Origin of the sequence: Providencia rettgeri (genome assembly GCF_041075285.1) — a bacterium.
GTDB lineage: Bacteria > Pseudomonadota > Gammaproteobacteria > Enterobacterales > Enterobacteriaceae > Providencia > Providencia rettgeri_G.
Window position 1 is genome coordinate 3,281,714 of record NZ_CP163512.1, and the last position, 17,306, is coordinate 3,299,019.

Consider the following 17,306-nt stretch of genomic DNA (forward strand, 5'->3'; position numbering starts at 1 on the left):
CAAACCCTAACTAATACTGGTCAAAAAAATCACAGATAGCATTGAGCGCCATCGCTCTTAACGCATCCACTTCAAATAGGATTTCATGGTGAGCCCCTTCAATAATGAGGGGTAATTTTTCTTCTCGTCCTATTTGCGCTTTTTGCCGACTTTGACAAAAAGCTTGTAGCTCTTTATTGCTGACCACTTTTTCTTCACTTGCTTCTAACACCATCAGTGGTACATCAATTTCTCCCGCTTTCGCGATTAGCTCATCACCAATCGCAAAACTTTCGCGTAACCAGTGGTATGTTGGACCACCAAGTCGCAATTCTGGATAGTCCGCATAGTAACGTAAGTAGCGTCGATAACGCTCTGAACTATGGGTTAATACATTAATTAGATATGGTAAGGGTTGCCATTTACCCGTTGATGCGGCGTAATCATTACGCACACTTTGGCGTGATTCTGCTCTATCGACGATAAAACTGGCCAACCAACGTGGCATTGGCAAATTAATACCAATCATTGGCGCGCACAGCGCTGCTGCATCAAACGTCACACTATCCCGTAACAGATAACCCGCTAAAATCGCACTCCCCATTGAGTGGGCTAATGCATAACACTTCGGATAGTGGCGATACTTCACTTCTAATTCAATAAACTTTTCAAAATCATCAATATAATCAGTAAATTTTTCGACATGACCTTTTTGAGGATCCGCTAACATACGCCCCGATCGCCCTTGCCCACGGTGATCAAGAATAAAAACATCATAGCCTAAATGATAAAAATCATACGCCACTTCAGGATATTTAACGTAGCTTTCACTACGACCTGGTGAAATGACAATGGCTTTATGATGCTTTGGATGAATAAAGCGAACATAGTGGATTGGGATCTCATCAACCCCTTGAAAGCGGAGTTCTTCTCGGCACTGCCAAAAGTCTAAAAGCGGGCCATTGGCAAAAGCTGAAAATTGTGTTTCTCGTGTTAACCAGCGCTTTTTTAGGCTTTCAGGCGTCATCCTACTGTTCCTTATTTATTCATTCATAACCTTCAAGGTGGTCTCGGATGAGAGTCATAAACGACTCGCCAAAACGCTCAAGTTTTCGTTCACCTACACCGTTAATTAACAGCAATTCTGCGGGAGTCGTCGGAACATGTTCTGCCATTTCAATTAACGTAGCATCATTGAACACCACAAATGGCGGGATATTGTCCTCATCCGCTATCGACTTACGTAATTTGCGTAACTTAGCAAACAGTTTCTTATCATAATTGCCATGGTAAACTTTATTTTGTTGATTACGGCTTTTTGTCACTAAAACACGCGGCACCGCCAACTGTAACGCCGATTCACCACGTAAAATGGGCCTTGCTGCCTCAGTTAATTGCAGCGCCGAAAAGTGAGTAATATTTTGGGTGATCATTCCCAAATGGATCAACTGGCGGATCACACTGACCCAGTGCTCATTACTTTGATCTTTTCCAATACCGTAAACGGGTAATTTATCATGACCTAAATCACGGATACGTTGGTTATTTGCACCGCGTAATATTTCGACAATATAGCCGATACCAAAGCGCTGACCAACACGATAGATACAAGAAAGCGCTTTTTGCGCATCAATTAACCCATTGTATTGTTTCGGTGGATCTAAGCAAATGTCGCAGTTACCACAAGGTTGTTGTCGGTTTTCACCAAAATAATTGAGTAGCACCAAACGACGGCAAGTTTGTGCCTCAGCAAATGCAGCAATGGCATTAAGTTTGTGACGTTCAATATCCTGTTGCATACCTGCGGGCTTTTCTTCAAGACAACGACGCAACCACGCCATGTCCGCAGGATCATAAAATAAAACCGCTTCGGCTTCGACGCCATCACGCCCTGCGCGCCCTGTTTCTTGGTAATAGGCTTCAATATTACGCGGGATATCAAAGTGCGCCACAAAACGGACGTTGGATTTGTTGATCCCCATACCAAATGCAACCGTCGCGACCACAATTTGTAAGTTATCTTTCAAAAAGGCGTCTTGCACCCACTCACGCTGTTGGCTATCTAGCCCTGCATGATAAGCTGCAACACTCAACCCCCGTTTTTGTAAACGTTCCGCGGTTTCTTCCACTTTGCTGCGGCTATTACAGTAAACGATTCCTGCTTTGCCTTTTTGACCTTTAATAAAAAACCAAAGCTGATCCAATGGCTTATATTTTTCGACTAAGGTGTAACGAATATTTGGTCTATCAAAACTGCTAATATGCACCAGTGGGTCATGGAGTTCCAATAAACGAATAATATCCGCTCGTGTTGTTTCATCTGCGGTTGCTGTCAGCGCCATGACAGGCACATTCGGCAATGCTTGGCGTAATTGCCCTAATGCACGGTATTCAGGTCGAAAATCATGCCCCCATTGAGAAATACAATGCGCTTCATCCACGGCTAATAATGTGATATCCCAACTTGAAAGTTGATTCAGAAAATAATCGGTTAATAGCCTTTCAGGGGCAACATACAGCAATTTAATCTCACCATTGCTGCATAGCTCCATGATTTGACGCTGCTCTAGCGGTGTTTGGGATGAATTTAAACATGCTGCGTTCACGCCATGTAAACGTAATTGGTCGACTTGATCTTTCATCAAAGAAATAAGCGGCGAAACCACCAGCGTCACACCTTGCTTTACCAATGCAGGGACTTGGTAACACAAGGATTTTCCACCACCAGTTGGCATTAATACTAAACAATCTCGGTTATCTAAAATAGCACCGATAACTGCATCTTGGCCGGGACGGAATGACTGATAACCAAACGTACTATTAAGCACATTTTCAGCCAGTGAAAGTTGGTTAATGACACAAGCAGTGGACACAAACTTCCTCAATTTCTAAAACAAGTCGCTGCCCATTTGAGCAGCGAAATTGTTGGTTTATGACACGGTAATTTAGCCTTGCCAGATAATGTTGACCATGCGGGCTGTAAACTACATCATATCGTTTAGCATAACACCAATACCAAAACGTGTTTGGCGATAATTGTAGTCTATCATTGACTCACCATAACCGCTAAACAACTGGGTATAAAATCGCACATGTTTGCTAATTGGGTAGCTCCAACCTAATTCTGCGCCACCATATCCTGTGTTCCAATTATAACGCCCGGTCGTGGTAAAGACGCTATCTCCCATTGTATAGCCGACTTTTACGCGGTAATACCCCATATATTTTGTGATATCCGAGTTATCATCACTACCTTCGCTTTCATGTATGCGATACCACGGTTTAAGATCAACTTGCCAATTACCATTTTGTGCCATCGCCCGTGCATAAATGCGGTTCCAACTGCGTGATGTTGGGTCAGAGCGACCGTTTGACTCATGGTTAAAACCCGTTTCAAACTCACGTAATGTCCAGCCTGCAAACTGATAATCCGTCAACCAGCCGACAAACACTTGAGGTTCATAATTGGTTTCACGAAAAGGTGAAGATTCTTTTTTATTACTCAACTGCCACCAAGATCGCTGGGTATATGAAACCGCTAAAATAGAGTCATCCCCTGCGATCCCTGCCCAAAGCGGAAACGCCAAGCTTAATTGAAATTTTACTTCATCCTTTAACGCATCATCTCCCCAGTTATAACTGGAAATGGCGTTTTTATTCATTGAGGATGTATAGGTATAAATTATGTAATTTGATTCATACGGATACAAAACAAATGGATTATCATAATTTTGCAATAAGCCAGAAATGATGCTACCACGAATTGGCGTATTATCCGTTATATTCTGATCGGCTTGAATATCTGTATTTTCAGCAGCAAACAGTGATGCTGACCAAAAACAGAGCACTGCACTTATCAATATCGGTAAAGCGCGCATTAGCTATTCCTATTTTCATTATCATAAAAATAAAGTTTGTCCTATTTTACACACAAAAACGCGCAGCTGTTGAAAGATTATTCATACGTTTGTTAGAGACATATTTAATACATAATGTTAACGTCTTGTTTACCTATTTTTTAAGGGATGAAGCCGATGAATGACCGCACTTATACGTTAGAAGAAGCCAGTGAGTTAATGAGCCACGCATTTATCTATAAAATGCCGTTTAATCAACTACTCGGAATTAAGTTGGCACATCTTAATGACGATTTTGTCCAGCTTACCATTGAAAACCGCCAAGCGTTAATCGGTAATTTCACGCAAAATATCCTACATGGTGGCGTGATTGCCTCTATTTTAGATGTCGCAGGTGGTATGGTATGCATTAATCGTATTTTACAACGAATAAACCCGCTCACTCATTCTGAAATTGTCGATAAAATGTCCCGAATGGGTACCATTGATTTACGAGTCGATTATTTGCGCCCTGGCCGTGGGCAGATATTTACAGCGAGTGCCAGCTTACTGCGAGATGGTAATAAAATCGCAGTCACGCGTTGTGAATTACATAATGAAAATAATCAACATATTGCAACGGCAACAGCGACTTATCTTGTAGGATAAACCATTCTTGTAAATAATTAGTTACCCAGTAAACTAATTACTTGTAAAAAAACATGAGCAATGTCACATTAGAAGCATCAAAAACCGAGCCGCGGAATCACTATCATCTACGGCTCGTTATCTCTGTATAAGTTTCTTTTTTGTCTTTAATTCAATTTCAGAGCCAACAATGAGCCAGCAAAATACTACCAAAGGCGTATTATGTGCCTTAGGCGCCTATTTTATTTGGGGTGTCGCACCTATTTATTTTAAAAGCATCCAAGAAGTGCCCGCAGAAGAAATTCTGACTCATCGTATTATTTGGTCATTTTTCTTTATGTTATTGTTATTAACTGTGACACGCCACTGGGATTATCTACGCCAAGTCCTCAAGCAGCCAAAAAAAATATTAATTTTAGGTGTTACAGCAACCACAATTGCCTGTAACTGGCTGATCTATATTTGGGCTGTCAATAATGGTCATATGTTACAAGCTAGTCTCGGCTATTTTATTAATCCGCTCGTTAATGTACTGTTCGGCATGCTCTTTTTACAAGAACGTTTCCGTCGTATGCAATGGATCGCGGTTGGCCTTGCTTTAACAGGTGTCTTAATCCAATTATGGCAATTCGGTTCTGTGCCTGTCATTGGCTTAAGCCTTGCGGTGACCTTCGCAACTTACGGATTATTACGTAAAAAATTGGGGGTTGATGCCCAAATTGGCATGACCTTTGAAACACTTTGGTTGCTTCCTGTGGGGATCATCTTCCTGTTATTTTTTGCAGATAGTCCAACCAGCAACATGGGAATGAATGATTGGCACCTCAACGCATTGCTGATTGCCGCAGGCGTCATTACTACAGTACCATTATTGTTATTTACTGAAGCTGCTAACCATTTAAGACTCTCAACATTAGGTTTTTTCCAATATATGGGACCGAGTATTATGTTCTTGTTGGCGGTCTTTGTGTATGACGAAGTTATGACAGCCGAATTGCTAATCACCTTTGGTTTTATCTGGGTTGCATTAATTTTATTTACATTAGATGCATTATATACCCAACAAAAGCTGAGAAAAAAATAACGCTCATTGTGTCATTATTGTATCTCTAGCAGCCATTAATTAGCCTTATATCTAAACATCAACGTAGGTTTTATTTTGAAACCCACGTTGGTGTTTCATTATATGGAACTAAACTAGTTAATTTCATTAATGGAAACAAACTCACCAATTCCGTTTTTAATGCGTTAAAGGTTTTATTTTAAATAACCTTAAATAAAATAGATTAATTATCATTAACCATTTTAATTTATATTTTTATTTAAAATAATTCACATAAAATCAATTGGTTATGCGATATTTATTGAGCTTGATTTTCTAAAAAAAATGGCTATTATTTAACTTATCTTAAACTCATTTCAATTAACAGCTTATCTATCAAACAACTTATTGAAATAAAAGTAGTTGTCTATTTTTTTAAATTAATGATTGCTTAATAGGCGCTTGGTAATTATATTGTACGCCGCTTGTATTCACCCCAGCGGATGGTGATGGTCCGATTCATCACTGACGTTTCATTAAAGTGCGCACGATGACATGCATTTAACATGTCCTGGTGCGAGGTTTTCTGAAATTGAATACAACCGGCTCTAAAATTTAATTTAATACAACCATGTAGTGTTAATACTCAAATAATTCGAAATCACAACTCGGCGGCAAGCAAGAGAGTCGCTAGCAGCATACAAAAGTATGTGACTAATGCGGCGAAGCCAACAACCTTGTGGTTCGAAGTAGGACGAGTACGACTCTAAATAATTCGAAATCACAACTAGGCGGCAAGCAAGAGAGTCGCTAGCAGCATACAAAAGTATGTGACTAATGCGGCGAAGCCAACAACCTTGTAGTTCGAAGTATGACGAGTACGACTCTAAATAATTCGAAATCACAACTAGGCGGCAAGCAAGAGAGTCGCTAGCAGCATACAAAAGTATGTGACTAATGCGGCGAAGCCAACAACCTTGTAGTTCGAAGTATGACGAGTACGACTCTAAATAATTCGAAATCACAACTAGGCGGCAAGCAAGAGAGTCGCTAGGAGCATACAAAAGTATGTGACTAGTGCGAGCGAGCGAAGCCAACAACCTTGTAGTTCGAAGTATGACGAGTACGACTCTAAATAATTCGAAATCACAACTAGGCGGCAAGCAAGAGAGTCGCTAGGAGCATACAAAAGTATGTGACTAGTGCGAGCGAGCGAAGCCAACAACGTTGTGGTTCGAAGTATGACGAGTAAAACTGCATTTTAGGTTTGCTCGGCCTGTATATTCAGACAGAGCTGACGTTGTTAAGGGCTTTTGGGAAGGGCTTCAAAATGCAACAGAACACCGTTCAAATGAAACGCGTACTGACGACTCCGGCGTTAGTTTTTTTCGGGTTGGCCTATATGGTACCACTCGGAATTTTCACCACCTATGGGCAAGTCACCGTATTAAGTGAAGGCCATCTGCCTATTGCTTATTTAATTACATTAGCTGCCGTCTTTTTTACCGCCATGAGCTATTGTCGCATGACTAGCGCGCTTCCACTTTCGGGATCTGCCTACTCTTACGTACAAAAAACTTTCGGCGGCACATTTGGCTTTTTAGTGGGTTGGGCGCAATTGCTCGACTACCTATTCCTGCCGATTATCAACTACATTGCAATTGGCATCTTCGTCCATGAAGCTTTTCCAAACATCCCAATGTACGTGATTATTTGTAGCACCATCACCATCGTTAGTATTATGAATATTTTGGGAATTAAATTAGTTTCCTCAATGAATATGCTAATCATTTTGATGCAAATCGTGTTTATTGGCGTATTTTTATACTTAAGCTTTAAAACATCATTTGTATTGGATACGGATGCGTTATTAGCGCCAATTACGGTCATGGCAGATCAGGTCCCCGGGCTGTTTGCCGGTGCCGCCGTCTTATGTTTAGCATTCTTAGGCTTTGACGCGATTTCAACTATGGCTGAAGAAACTAAAGATGCACGCAACGCATTGCCAAAAGCGATCTTATACACCGTGTTTATTGCAGGTACCCTGTTTGTTGTTATTTCCTATGGTGCACATTTAGTTTACCCAATGTGGCAGGATTTTATTCCGAATACCGATATCGCCAGCCTTGCTGTTATGAAACAAGTTGGCGGCGCGATGATGGCATCAAGCTTTATTACAGCCTATGTGATTGGTGTTTTTGCTTCTGCCATGACATCGCAAGCAAGTATCGTGCGTATTTTCTATGCAATGGGTCGTGAAGGCGTGTTACCTCGCTCACTGTTTGCTTATCTGCACCCAAGGTTCAATACACCCGTTTATTCAATTATCTTTGTGGCCATCGCGTCTTTGCTTTCACTGGTGCTTTCTTTAAGCATGGTTGCGTCGATGATCAGCTTTGGCGCACTGATTGCTTTTACCTTTGTAAACTTATCGGTGATTAAGCATTTTTACATTGATCGCAAAGCGCCATTAGATAATACAAAAATTATTACCTGCCTTATTATGCCTTCCATTGGTGTTGTTCTAACCTTATGGTTATGGACCAGCCTGGATAGCGAAGCCTTTAAGGTTGGTTTATGGTGGCTAGCGGCAGGTGCTGTTTATCTTGCGCTGCTAACCCATGGCTTTACTCGTCGTCCACCTGCAATTTCTGACGACGAAACAGAAATGATTATTAACTAATCATTCGAAGCCTAATAGATCATTACGGGGAAAGCATTTGCCTTCCCCGTTGTTTTTTAGCTCTGGTGCTTTCTCAAGCACCACTGATACAGATGGTTTACAATGAATAATCAATTTGCTGACGTTATTTATTTTAACGGTTATATCTACACCGCAGATGCTCAAGATCGCGTTGTTGACGCGATTGCTGTTCGTGATGGCTATATCTTAGCGACGGGCAGTTCTGATGAACTCCATCAATATGTTGGACCAGAAACAGAAAGTATCGACTTAGAAGGCAAAATGATGATGCCTGGCATCATTGATGGTCATATGCACCCATTTTGGGGAGGCATTCAGTTATTCGGTTGCCATTTAAATTATGAATCGCTAACCATCAATCAAATTCTTGAACGTGTACAAGATCACTTAGATAAAGACCCACGCACAGGCGAAAATGATTGGCTGAAAGTGACGGCTTGGCTACGCCAAGGCATGATCCCTGCGGGTATTGACATGTACCGCGAAGACATGGATAAACTGAAGACTAAACGCCCTGTTGTGCTATTTTCTAACGACTGCCACACACTACTTGCCAATAGCCGTGCGCTAGAGCTATTCGGTATTACTAAAGATACGCCTGAGCCACCCGATGGTAAAATTGGTAAATACGAAAATGGCGAACTCAACGGTATTTTAGAAGATGCACCAGCAATGCGCGCAGCTGACAGCATTCCTTCTATTCGTGATGATCAAGCCATTGAAGTTGCCGAACTCGTGCAAAAAGTACTTAATCAGCAAGGCGTCACCATGGTCATGGATGCCCGTGTTTCTGAGCAGCAACTCGAGGCATTTTCTCAATTGCAGCAACGTGGTGACCTCACTATTCGCTTCCAAGCTGCTCGAGAAATCACCCCAGACGAAACCCCTGATGTTGCATCTGTTGCTGCTGCAGTTGATAAAGCCGTTGCTTTCGCCAAAAAATGGCACCAAGCCGATTGGACTCCAACACCGGGTATCGGTTTGAATAATATAAAAATGTTTGTTGATGGTGTTTTACAATTCCCAACGATGACAGCCTCATTATTACAGCCTTATCGCATTAATCAAGGTACTGATGATGCACCCAATTGGGTTGAGAGCGACAACTATGGCGATCTGTATTTTACGGCTGAAATCCTTGATGAATTGATGGAAAAAATTGCGGCCGCAGGGTATGACCCACATTTGCATACGGTAGGTGAAGGTGCGGTTTCTATCGTCTTAGATGCTATTGAAAAAATGCGAGCGGCCCATCCTGAAAAAGATATTCGTCCAGGTTTAGCCCACAACGAGCTTGTTCATGCGGATGATTACGCACGTTTTGCTCGCTTAAAGACCATCGCTTGCTTATCTTTCCAATGGGCGGCACCAACACCTGAACTGGCAGCATTCGAAAAAAATATGTTAGGGGAAGCGCGTTTTGAGCAACTAGAGCCAATCGCTAAATTTATTGATGCCGGTGCAACTGTTGCATTTGGTAGTGACTGGCCTATCGATGACTTTGACGAATGGTATGACTTAAAAGTGGCAGCAACACGCCGAGGCCGAGATATCAATGGTCAACAAGCACCGAGATTAAATAATGACCGCGATCTGACCGTAACTGAGGTTTTACGATCTGCAACCATTGATTCTGCTTATGCACAGCACCGTGAAGACGTGTTAGGCTCACTAGAAGCGGGAAAATTTGCAGATATGATCGTGCTAGATCGCAATGTATTTGAGATCCCTGCTGATGATATTGAGAATGTAAAAGTATTACGCACTATTATTGGCGGAAAAACGGTTCATATCGCTTAATAATATCGTTATTTAATTACTTAGAATAAAGATATTAAATAAACACCCCAAAGATTAAATATAATCCAGGGGTGTTTTTAATTGGGTACTTAACTCCAAAACCTAAAGCAATTAAAAAGAGAAATTACGAAGGAATTGACTCCCTCGTAACACAACATTATTTTTCGTCAGAAAATATTGTCTGAACAACCGTATTTCCATCACTAATCACGACATAACACAGCCTGCCGCATATTAATAACAAAACACCTAACACGGTAATACACGTTGATACCAATGCAATCACTGGCAACTTGCTCATTCCCCTTGACCTCTTAATTGTTAAGAGGGACAAGCCTAACTATCTAGGTTTGGATCAGGCCTCGTTGGTGAATAATAACTAACGGGGCTTTTCCATTTCTAGTTCAAACACTTTTCCATCTTAATATGCTTAAACCAGAAAGGCTCAAGCATCCGCCCAAAATAATAACAAAGTTTTATATCTCACTGACGTTTAACTCCATATAAATAAAAATATAATTTTAATCACCTAATAGTTTATTTAATAATTATTAGATAAAACATCATTAATAGAGTTAAATTATTTGCTTGCCTGTTTATTTCAGAAAAAGGCTAAAAACCTGCAATTCTAAAAATAGCACTTGCAAAATAAAAAAGTTACAGCTAGTATCCGCAGCGTTTTATATTCATCAACTAACTGCAAGGAGGGTTACCATGACAACAATTAATCAAACTCTTTGCGGGCACTCTCAGAAATAGTCACTCTCGTTAGTTAACCTATTTTCTTAAATTTGCCTGCTAATCACCTTATTTTTCAATTAAAAATGAGTTAATAGCTTATGGGCAATACCTTACATACTGTGGACGAGCAAGTTAGCTATATCGCCACAGAATCAACATGGATTGAAAGTAAAGCAATCCAACAATTACAAACCACTGCAAACTTACCTGATATGGTATCCGTAGTTGGCATGCCAGATCTCCATCCGGGTCGTGGATACCCAATAGGTGCAGCGTTTTTTTCAACTAAACGGTTTTATCCGGCTCTTGTGGGCAATGACATTGGCTGCGGAATGAGCTTGTTTCAAACAGATATCAAACAATCAAAAGTTAATCTTGATAAGTTAGAAAAGCAGCTTTCAGATATGCCAGACCACGCCCCGTTAGCATGGCTTGATGACAATGTTCCTAATGACATGAAATCACATAATTTTATGGCATCATTAGGCTCTATTGGTGGGGGCAATCATTTTGCTGAATTTCAATCAATCGATGAAATACTACAACCTGAATTATTTGCTGAAATTGGTTTAAGTAAACAGCAATTACTGTTACTTGTTCACAGTGGCTCCCGCGGTTTAGGGCAATCAATTTTACGCCAACACGTTGAAACTCACAGCCATAATGGGCTTTTAGACGATACTGAAGATGGGAAAAAATATCTCCAAGCACATCAAGATGCGCTGAACTTTGCGCAGGTGAATCGTCGTTTGATTGGCTTACGTATGTTGCAGCAAGTAAAGGCAAACGGAGAGCTAAGATTAGATATTAATCATAATTTAGTTGAACCCTGCCGTATCAATGGTATTGATGGCTGGCTTCATCGTAAAGGTGCCACACCATCTGATCGTGGCTTTGTGATTATTCCTGGATCACGTGGAGACTACAGTTATTTAGTCGCACCTCAGCCAAATGAAATTTGCTTGAATTCCCTTGCCCATGGAGCAGGTCGCAAATGGATGCGAGCCGAATGCAAAGGCCGTCTTTCACATCGCTATTCACCCATTCAGCTATCACGAACAGCGTTAGGTAGCCGGGTTATCTGTGCAAACAAGCAATTGATTTATGAAGAAGCTCCGCAATCTTATAAATCCATTGAAACAGTGATTGAAAGCATGGTGGATATCGGTGTTATTCAGGTTGTTGCAAGACTAAAGCCCGTTATCACCTACAAAACCAGCGGGGAATGTTAATCATGCTATTGCAATTTTCCTCTGCTCAAGGTCCCGCTGAATGCTGTATTGCGGTAGAAAAAGCCCTTGCCTGCTTTTTGCAAGAAGCGAAAAATATGGGAGTTTCTACAGATATATTAGAAACATTTCCGTCTAAGCATGGATTAAAATCGGCCTTAGTTTCCCTCGATGGAGAACAAGCTGAACAACTAGCCCAAGATTGGTGTGGAACAATACAATGGCAATGCCAAAGCCCATTGCGCCCACGCCATAAACGCAAAAATTGGTTTATGAATGTGACCCGTTTTTCACCCATTCAACCTATTGAAGAAAGTGAAATCGAGTTTGAATTCACAAAAGCACAAGGCGCAGGGGGGCAACATGTGAATAAAACCGCTTCCGCTGTCAGAGCAAAACATGTTGCTACAGGGATCACTGTAAAGGTTCAATCTGAGCGTAGCCAACATGCGAATAAAAAACTGGCTAAGCAATTAATACAGTGGAAGCTTAATGAACATCAATCACAACAAGTTAGCGCATTAGATAAGCAACGCCATCACTCTCATTATCAAATTGAGCGAGGAAATGCGACAATTATCTTTTCAGGTAACGAGTTTAAGCGGTTGATTTAAAACTGCTAATCCCCTCTAACCTCTGAGGGGATTAGCCGATTGAATGCCACTATACGCAATAAGAGTAGCCTAATACAACATCGGGTGTACATGGGAAAATGGTATCAACCATTTTGGCATTATCACCAGAGAACAGATTTATGTTCTGATCGTGTAAACTGGATATTTGCTCTCTTAAATTTGCATCGATATTAGCTTGCTCTACAAAAATATTTTTTGAAAGCTCACCTTTATAAGCACAAGGATTGATATTCGCGAATATCAATCCTGATTCAATTTCGTCTATTTCTTTATTTATCCGGTTAAGTACAAGTTGATAATCTTTGTTCTCTGCCTCAAGATAATTGATTAGATAATCATCTTTATTGTTAGAATTAATTTCATCTTCAATTTGCTTTTTATTCCAATTAATTAGCGCTTCCAGTTCTTTTGGGAACTCTCTTTCTTCACCTAATGCAATTAAATATTCATTTCTAGTAAAAAATAATTTCATAATAAAATTCATCCTTATTATTTACATTTAAATTAATGATAAATTGACTATCATCGACAGGTGCAGATCATGGCCAAAATTAAAATAGCCAAATTACGTTGGAACTCAACGTGTATTTTATGATGAAATGAACAATTAACTGCCAGCCTCCTTGCAGAGGCGGCATCGAGGGTTATACGCTAGAGAAATTTTTCAGTTAAAAACCAACCGGCTATACTTTCGCGTTTTTGTTCCGTAGGTAGTACTTCATGGGGGAATTCTTCTGACATAAAAAAGATCATTCTTCCTGCTAAAGGTTCCAACTTAAACAACTGATTATCTTCTTTATCAAAAACAACGAGCTCCCCCCCATCGCCTAATTTCCATGACTCATTCATATATAAAACGGTTGTCACTTTACGGCGACCGACCCCTCTAGGGTTATCAAGGTGTTTTTTATAAAACCCACCATTAGGGTAACGACAAAAATGTGTTTCAAAATCTCGTAATCCTAAGTACAACTGGCGATTTAGTGCTTGTCGTATCTCCTCCATTTTATCCATATAAAGAACAATAGGTGCTCCCATTTCAGGTTCTAACCAAACGGTTTGATCCCCCCGAATTGCTTTATTACCTTGCAATGAATCTCGATGACCTATACGAGCGTCCTGCAATGTATTTGGGATGCATTGTTTAATTGCTTCGATACCTGACAGGGTCAGGAAATCGTCCCACACATACCAACCCTGTGTGGAAAGTGAATCAATAAATGTATTAATAGACATGATGAACATTAGGAAGGTTATTCGGTAAAACTTTATACGGCAAGATGATAAAAAAATAAAATTAAAAACTTAAATCTTATTGATTAACCGACTAAATCAAACTCTATCACTAAAAATATTACCTTTACTTTCAAAGCATAAGAAAATAGGGAGGTTATCCCTCCCTTAAAAACACACTTTGTCTTTAACTATTTTTACCACTCAATCAGCAAAAAGCGGTTCGCCCGATACCGCCGCAACTACACACGATGCGCGTTGATTCCGTTTTTATCGGTTGCTCTGTTATCCCTATACTTTCTAATGCGGATTTGAAAGCTGATATCTGCTCTCTAAGTAATAAATCCTCGACTGAATTCATGAATGACTCGGCGACATGACTTTTTCTCAGCTCATTTTGCAATGATCCCAAACGAGCATGGTTATAATCATTAATCATTTGAATAGTTTCTTCTCTTATTTCAGTAAGTAAATTATTGATATGTTCAATTTCGTTATTAACCCTAACTAGGCTTTTTCTCGTATCCTCTGAAATTGACTTTTTTGAATGATGATGAATTTTAGCAACCAAATATTCTTCATAAAATCGTTGATTTGAATGCTCATAGTCTTGATGACTTACTTCAATTGTTTTATCTATTTCAAACTTTAACTCTTCTTGAGTAAATTGTTGTTTAGCGAATTCTTTCAAGCCATTTTCCATCGAATTTATTTTCGCTTGAACTGTATTATTCATTATACCTATATTACTCATTTGTTTATTTAGCTTATTATCTAACTCTGAAGATATAACCTGAAGCTTGTGGAGTGATTTATCTGACTTACCTGTTAAATTTGATATTTTATTAGCATCTGAGATCAAATTTAATTGCGCATGATGTATAGAATCTTCCAATCTATTTATACGCCTGTTTAATACGTTAAAAAGATTTTTTATTTTACTGTGTCTGTCATTAGACAATGAGAAATTCATTTCCATATCGTTATCTCCTTAATTAAATATATAATATTATCTAAATCACCGCAGCTAGATATTATCGTGCGATGTAAGAAGTAACTAATTTATTTTTTATATAACAACTAGCATTATATTTATAAAAATAGGCACACTAGCGATATTCTCCTCACAACTGACAAATAGGCTCTTTTTGACTACTTGGAGCTGTTTATCACTCTTTTAGATCTTAAATCTATTAATTTATAATGAATAATGTAAAGCGGGATAAAACACGTTTTATCCCGCTTTACCAACAAGCTGTAAACTATAAATTCTCTAATCTTGCATAAGAGGCCACCAGCCATTTAATCCCCTGACCTTGGAAAGCAATTTGTAGACGACAGTGCTCTCCGCTTCCCTCAAGGTTTATAATTGTTCCTTCTCCAAATTTAGGGTGCAATACTCGCTGACCTAAGGCGTATCCAGAATCATTTTGGCTAATCGGTGTACCAAGGCGTTGGTGGCTAACAGGGCGTGAAACCGTCGCACGCAAACGAACTTCTTCTACACATTCCGTGGGCAGTTCACCAATAAAACGCGATGGGCGATGATAAACTTCTTTACCATATAAACGGCGACTTTCGGCATAAGTAATGGTGAGCTTTTCCATGGCTCGAGTGATACCGACGTACGCTAAGCGGCGCTCTTCTTCTAAACGACCGCTTTCATCCATGGACATTTGACTTGGGAACATGCCTTCTTCCATCCCCACAATAAAGACGACAGGGAATTCCAAACCTTTGGCAGAGTGTAATGTCATTAATTGAACGGCATCTTGGCTCACATCGGCTTGGCCTTCACCAGATTCTAGCGCCGCATGGGATAAAAAAGCCTGCAATGGCATCAAATCTTGATCTTCATCTTGATAGCTGAAGTCACGAGTCGCGTTGACCAATTCCTCCAAGTTCTCAATACGGGCCTGTGCTTTTTCACCCTTTTCTTGTTCATACATTGCTCGCAGACCCGAGTTATTGATCACTCTATCAGCCTGAACATGTAGTGGCATCTCTTCAGTTTCTTTCGCCAGTGCATCAATGAGTTCTAAAAAACGCTCAATGGATGCAGCAGCACGACCACCCAGCACTTGCTCGCGAAGTAAGTACTCACAACTTTCCCATAAGGTTAATTGTTGATCCCGTGCAGTTTGACGAATCGTGTCTAATGTGCGTTCACCAATCCCACGTGTTGGTGTATTAACCACTCGCTCAAAGGAGGCATCATCATTGCGATTGGCGATGAGCCTTAAGTAGGAAAGCGCATCTTTAATTTCTTGCCGTTCGAAGAATCGCTGCCCCCCATAAATGCGATACGGCATTGCACTTTGAATTAATGCTTCTTCAAGTACACGAGATTGAGCATTGCTACGGTATAACATGGCACAATCTTGCAAGGCACCACCATTTTCCTGCCACTGTTTGATGCGCCCAACCACATAGCGTGCTTCATCTAATTCATTAAATGCACAATAAAGAGAGATCGGCTCGCCATCACCGCCTTCCGTCCATAAATTTTTACCTAAACGGTCGCTATTATTGGCGATCAACGCATTCGCCGCTTTTAGAATATTGTTGGTTGAACGGTAATTTTGCTCAAGACGAATGGTTTCTGCGCCAGGAAAATCATTGAGGAAACGCTGAATATTTTCAACTTGGGCACCACGCCAGCCATAGATAGATTGGTCATCATCACCAACGATCATCACTTTACCGGTTTCACCTGCTAATACGCGGATCCATGCATATTGAATACTGTTTGTGTCTTGGAATTCATCAACCAAGATATTGGTGAAGCGCTCACGGTAATGTTGCAACACATGGGGCTTATTCAACCATAACTCATGTGCCCGCAACAGTAATTCAGCAAAGTCCACTAACCCAGCACGATCGCACGCTTCTTGATAGGCTTGGTAAACTTTTAACCATGTGGCCTCAACAGGATTACCATAACTTTCAATATGCTGTGGACGAAGCCCTTCATCTTTTTTGCCATTGATATACCACATGCCTTGACGCGGCGGCCACTGCTTTTCATCAAGGTTCATCGCCTTAAGCAACCGACGAATTAAGCGGTACTGATCGTCACTATCTAAAATTTGGAAGTCTTGAGGTAAGTTGGCATCCATATAGTGTTGACGCAACAAACGATGTGCCAAACCATGGAATGTGCCGATCCACATGCCGCCTTCACTAGTGCCAATCAATTGATTGATTCGATGGCGCATTTCAGCCGCTGCTTTGTTGGTAAAGGTAACCGCCATAATCGAAAATGGCGAGGCATTCTCAACGGACATCAGCCATGCGATCCGGTGTACCAATACGCGTGTTTTTCCGCTTCCGGCTCCCGCAAGAACAAGTAAATTGGTACGCGGGGCAGCAACTGCTTCGCGCTGTTTGTCATTTAGACCATCGAGCAGATAAGAAACGTCCATAATTACCATCAAAGCAAGACAGTGGGATTTACCA

General features: G+C 40.6%; 13 protein-coding genes. 6 read left to right on the top strand and 7 right to left on the bottom strand.

Going from position 1 to position 17,306, the window contains the following annotated elements; genetic code table 11:
* Positions 1 to 10 precede the first annotated feature (10 nt).
* From pldB to pldA, 3 genes are all read right to left on the bottom strand, one after another.
* Positions 11 to 1,006 carry a lysophospholipase L2 gene (pldB, locus tag AB6N04_RS14970; RefSeq protein WP_369309071.1) on the bottom strand — a complete coding sequence of 332 codons (996 nt, stop codon included), beginning with the start codon at positions 1,004 to 1,006 and terminating at the stop codon, positions 11 to 13.
* Between the two features lie 19 nt (positions 1,007 to 1,025).
* Complete coding sequence (gene recQ, locus AB6N04_RS14975) at positions 1,026 to 2,852, bottom strand: ATP-dependent DNA helicase RecQ (RefSeq protein ID WP_369309072.1); 1,827 nt, start codon at positions 2,850 to 2,852, stop codon at positions 1,026 to 1,028.
* Between the two features lie 111 nt (positions 2,853 to 2,963).
* Positions 2,964 to 3,857 (bottom strand): phospholipase A, encoded by an 894-nt coding sequence (gene pldA, locus AB6N04_RS14980; RefSeq protein ID WP_369309073.1) that lies wholly within the window; start codon positions 3,855 to 3,857, stop codon positions 2,964 to 2,966.
* A 156-nt stretch (positions 3,858 to 4,013) separates the two neighbouring features.
* On the opposite strand from pldA, the gene AB6N04_RS14985 reads away from it, so the two are divergent.
* The 6 genes from AB6N04_RS14985 to prfH all read left to right on the top strand — a co-directional run bounded on the left by AB6N04_RS14985 (position 4,014) and on the right by prfH (position 12,593).
* Positions 4,014 to 4,484 carry a thioesterase family protein gene (locus AB6N04_RS14985; RefSeq protein ID WP_369309074.1) on the top strand — a complete coding sequence of 157 codons (471 nt, stop codon included), beginning with the start codon at positions 4,014 to 4,016 and terminating at the stop codon, positions 4,482 to 4,484.
* 169 nt (positions 4,485 to 4,653) lie between these two features.
* Entirely contained in the window at positions 4,654 to 5,547 is an 894-nt protein-coding gene (gene rarD, locus AB6N04_RS14990; RefSeq protein ID WP_369309075.1) for an EamA family transporter RarD, read from the top strand.
* Between the two features lie 1,288 nt (positions 5,548 to 6,835).
* A complete protein-coding gene (locus tag AB6N04_RS14995; RefSeq protein ID WP_369309076.1) occupies positions 6,836 to 8,188 on the top strand; it encodes an APC family permease in 1,353 nt (450 codons plus the stop codon).
* Positions 8,189 to 8,290: 102 nt separating this feature from the next.
* Entirely contained in the window at positions 8,291 to 10,009 is a 1,719-nt protein-coding gene (locus AB6N04_RS15000) for an amidohydrolase (RefSeq protein ID WP_369309077.1), read from the top strand.
* An 839-nt stretch (positions 10,010 to 10,848) separates the two neighbouring features.
* Positions 10,849 to 11,982: an RNA ligase RtcB family protein gene (locus AB6N04_RS15005; RefSeq protein ID WP_369309078.1), complete on the top strand. Its 1,134-nt coding sequence runs from the start codon at positions 10,849 to 10,851 to the stop codon at positions 11,980 to 11,982.
* A gap of 2 nt (positions 11,983 to 11,984) precedes the next feature.
* Entirely contained in the window at positions 11,985 to 12,593 is a 609-nt protein-coding gene (prfH, locus tag AB6N04_RS15010) for a peptide chain release factor H (protein WP_369309079.1), read from the top strand.
* Positions 12,594 to 12,642: 49 nt separating this feature from the next.
* Here prfH and AB6N04_RS15015 read toward each other — a convergent pair whose 3' ends face one another.
* The 4 genes from AB6N04_RS15015 to uvrD form a co-directional block, all read right to left on the bottom strand.
* On the bottom strand, positions 12,643 to 13,086 hold the full coding sequence (locus AB6N04_RS15015; RefSeq protein ID WP_369309080.1) for a hypothetical protein: 444 nt from the start codon (positions 13,084 to 13,086) through the stop codon (positions 12,643 to 12,645).
* A 179-nt stretch (positions 13,087 to 13,265) separates the two neighbouring features.
* Positions 13,266 to 13,850: a 2OG-Fe(II) oxygenase gene (locus AB6N04_RS15020; RefSeq protein ID WP_369309081.1), complete on the bottom strand. Its 585-nt coding sequence runs from the start codon at positions 13,848 to 13,850 to the stop codon at positions 13,266 to 13,268.
* Between the two features lie 205 nt (positions 13,851 to 14,055).
* The gene (locus tag AB6N04_RS15025) at positions 14,056 to 14,826 is read right to left on the bottom strand and encodes a hypothetical protein (protein ID WP_369309082.1); all 771 of its coding nucleotides are present in this window, start codon (positions 14,824 to 14,826) and stop codon (positions 14,056 to 14,058) included.
* Positions 14,827 to 15,109: 283 nt separating this feature from the next.
* Positions 15,110 to 17,272: a DNA helicase II gene (gene uvrD / locus AB6N04_RS15030; RefSeq protein WP_369309083.1), complete on the bottom strand. Its 2,163-nt coding sequence runs from the start codon at positions 17,270 to 17,272 to the stop codon at positions 15,110 to 15,112.
* Positions 17,273 to 17,306: the final 34 nt, after the last annotated feature.

What these genes read in the sequence shown, in the direction of transcription:
- pldB (WP_369309071.1), bottom strand. Translation starts at nt 1,006, where the DNA reads ATGACGCCTGAAAGCCTAAAAAAGCGCTGGTTAACACGAGAAACACAA.
- pldA (WP_369309073.1), bottom strand. Translation starts at nt 3,857, where the DNA reads ATGCGCGCTTTACCGATATTGATAAGTGCAGTGCTCTGTTTTTGGTCA.
- AB6N04_RS14985 (WP_369309074.1), top strand. Translation starts at nt 4,014, where the DNA reads ATGAATGACCGCACTTATACGTTAGAAGAAGCCAGTGAGTTAATGAGC.
- rarD (WP_369309075.1), top strand. Translation starts at nt 4,654, where the DNA reads ATGAGCCAGCAAAATACTACCAAAGGCGTATTATGTGCCTTAGGCGCC.
- AB6N04_RS14995 (WP_369309076.1), top strand. Translation starts at nt 6,836, where the DNA reads ATGCAACAGAACACCGTTCAAATGAAACGCGTACTGACGACTCCGGCG.
- AB6N04_RS15000 (WP_369309077.1), top strand. Translation starts at nt 8,291, where the DNA reads ATGAATAATCAATTTGCTGACGTTATTTATTTTAACGGTTATATCTAC.
- AB6N04_RS15005 (WP_369309078.1), top strand. Translation starts at nt 10,849, where the DNA reads ATGGGCAATACCTTACATACTGTGGACGAGCAAGTTAGCTATATCGCC.
- prfH (WP_369309079.1), top strand. Translation starts at nt 11,985, where the DNA reads ATGCTATTGCAATTTTCCTCTGCTCAAGGTCCCGCTGAATGCTGTATT.
- AB6N04_RS15015 (WP_369309080.1), bottom strand. Translation starts at nt 13,086, where the DNA reads ATGAAATTATTTTTTACTAGAAATGAATATTTAATTGCATTAGGTGAA.
- AB6N04_RS15020 (WP_369309081.1), bottom strand. Translation starts at nt 13,850, where the DNA reads ATGTCTATTAATACATTTATTGATTCACTTTCCACACAGGGTTGGTAT.
- AB6N04_RS15025 (WP_369309082.1), bottom strand. Translation starts at nt 14,826, where the DNA reads ATGGAAATGAATTTCTCATTGTCTAATGACAGACACAGTAAAATAAAA.
- uvrD (WP_369309083.1), bottom strand. Translation starts at nt 17,272, where the DNA reads ATGGACGTTTCTTATCTGCTCGATGGTCTAAATGACAAACAGCGCGAA.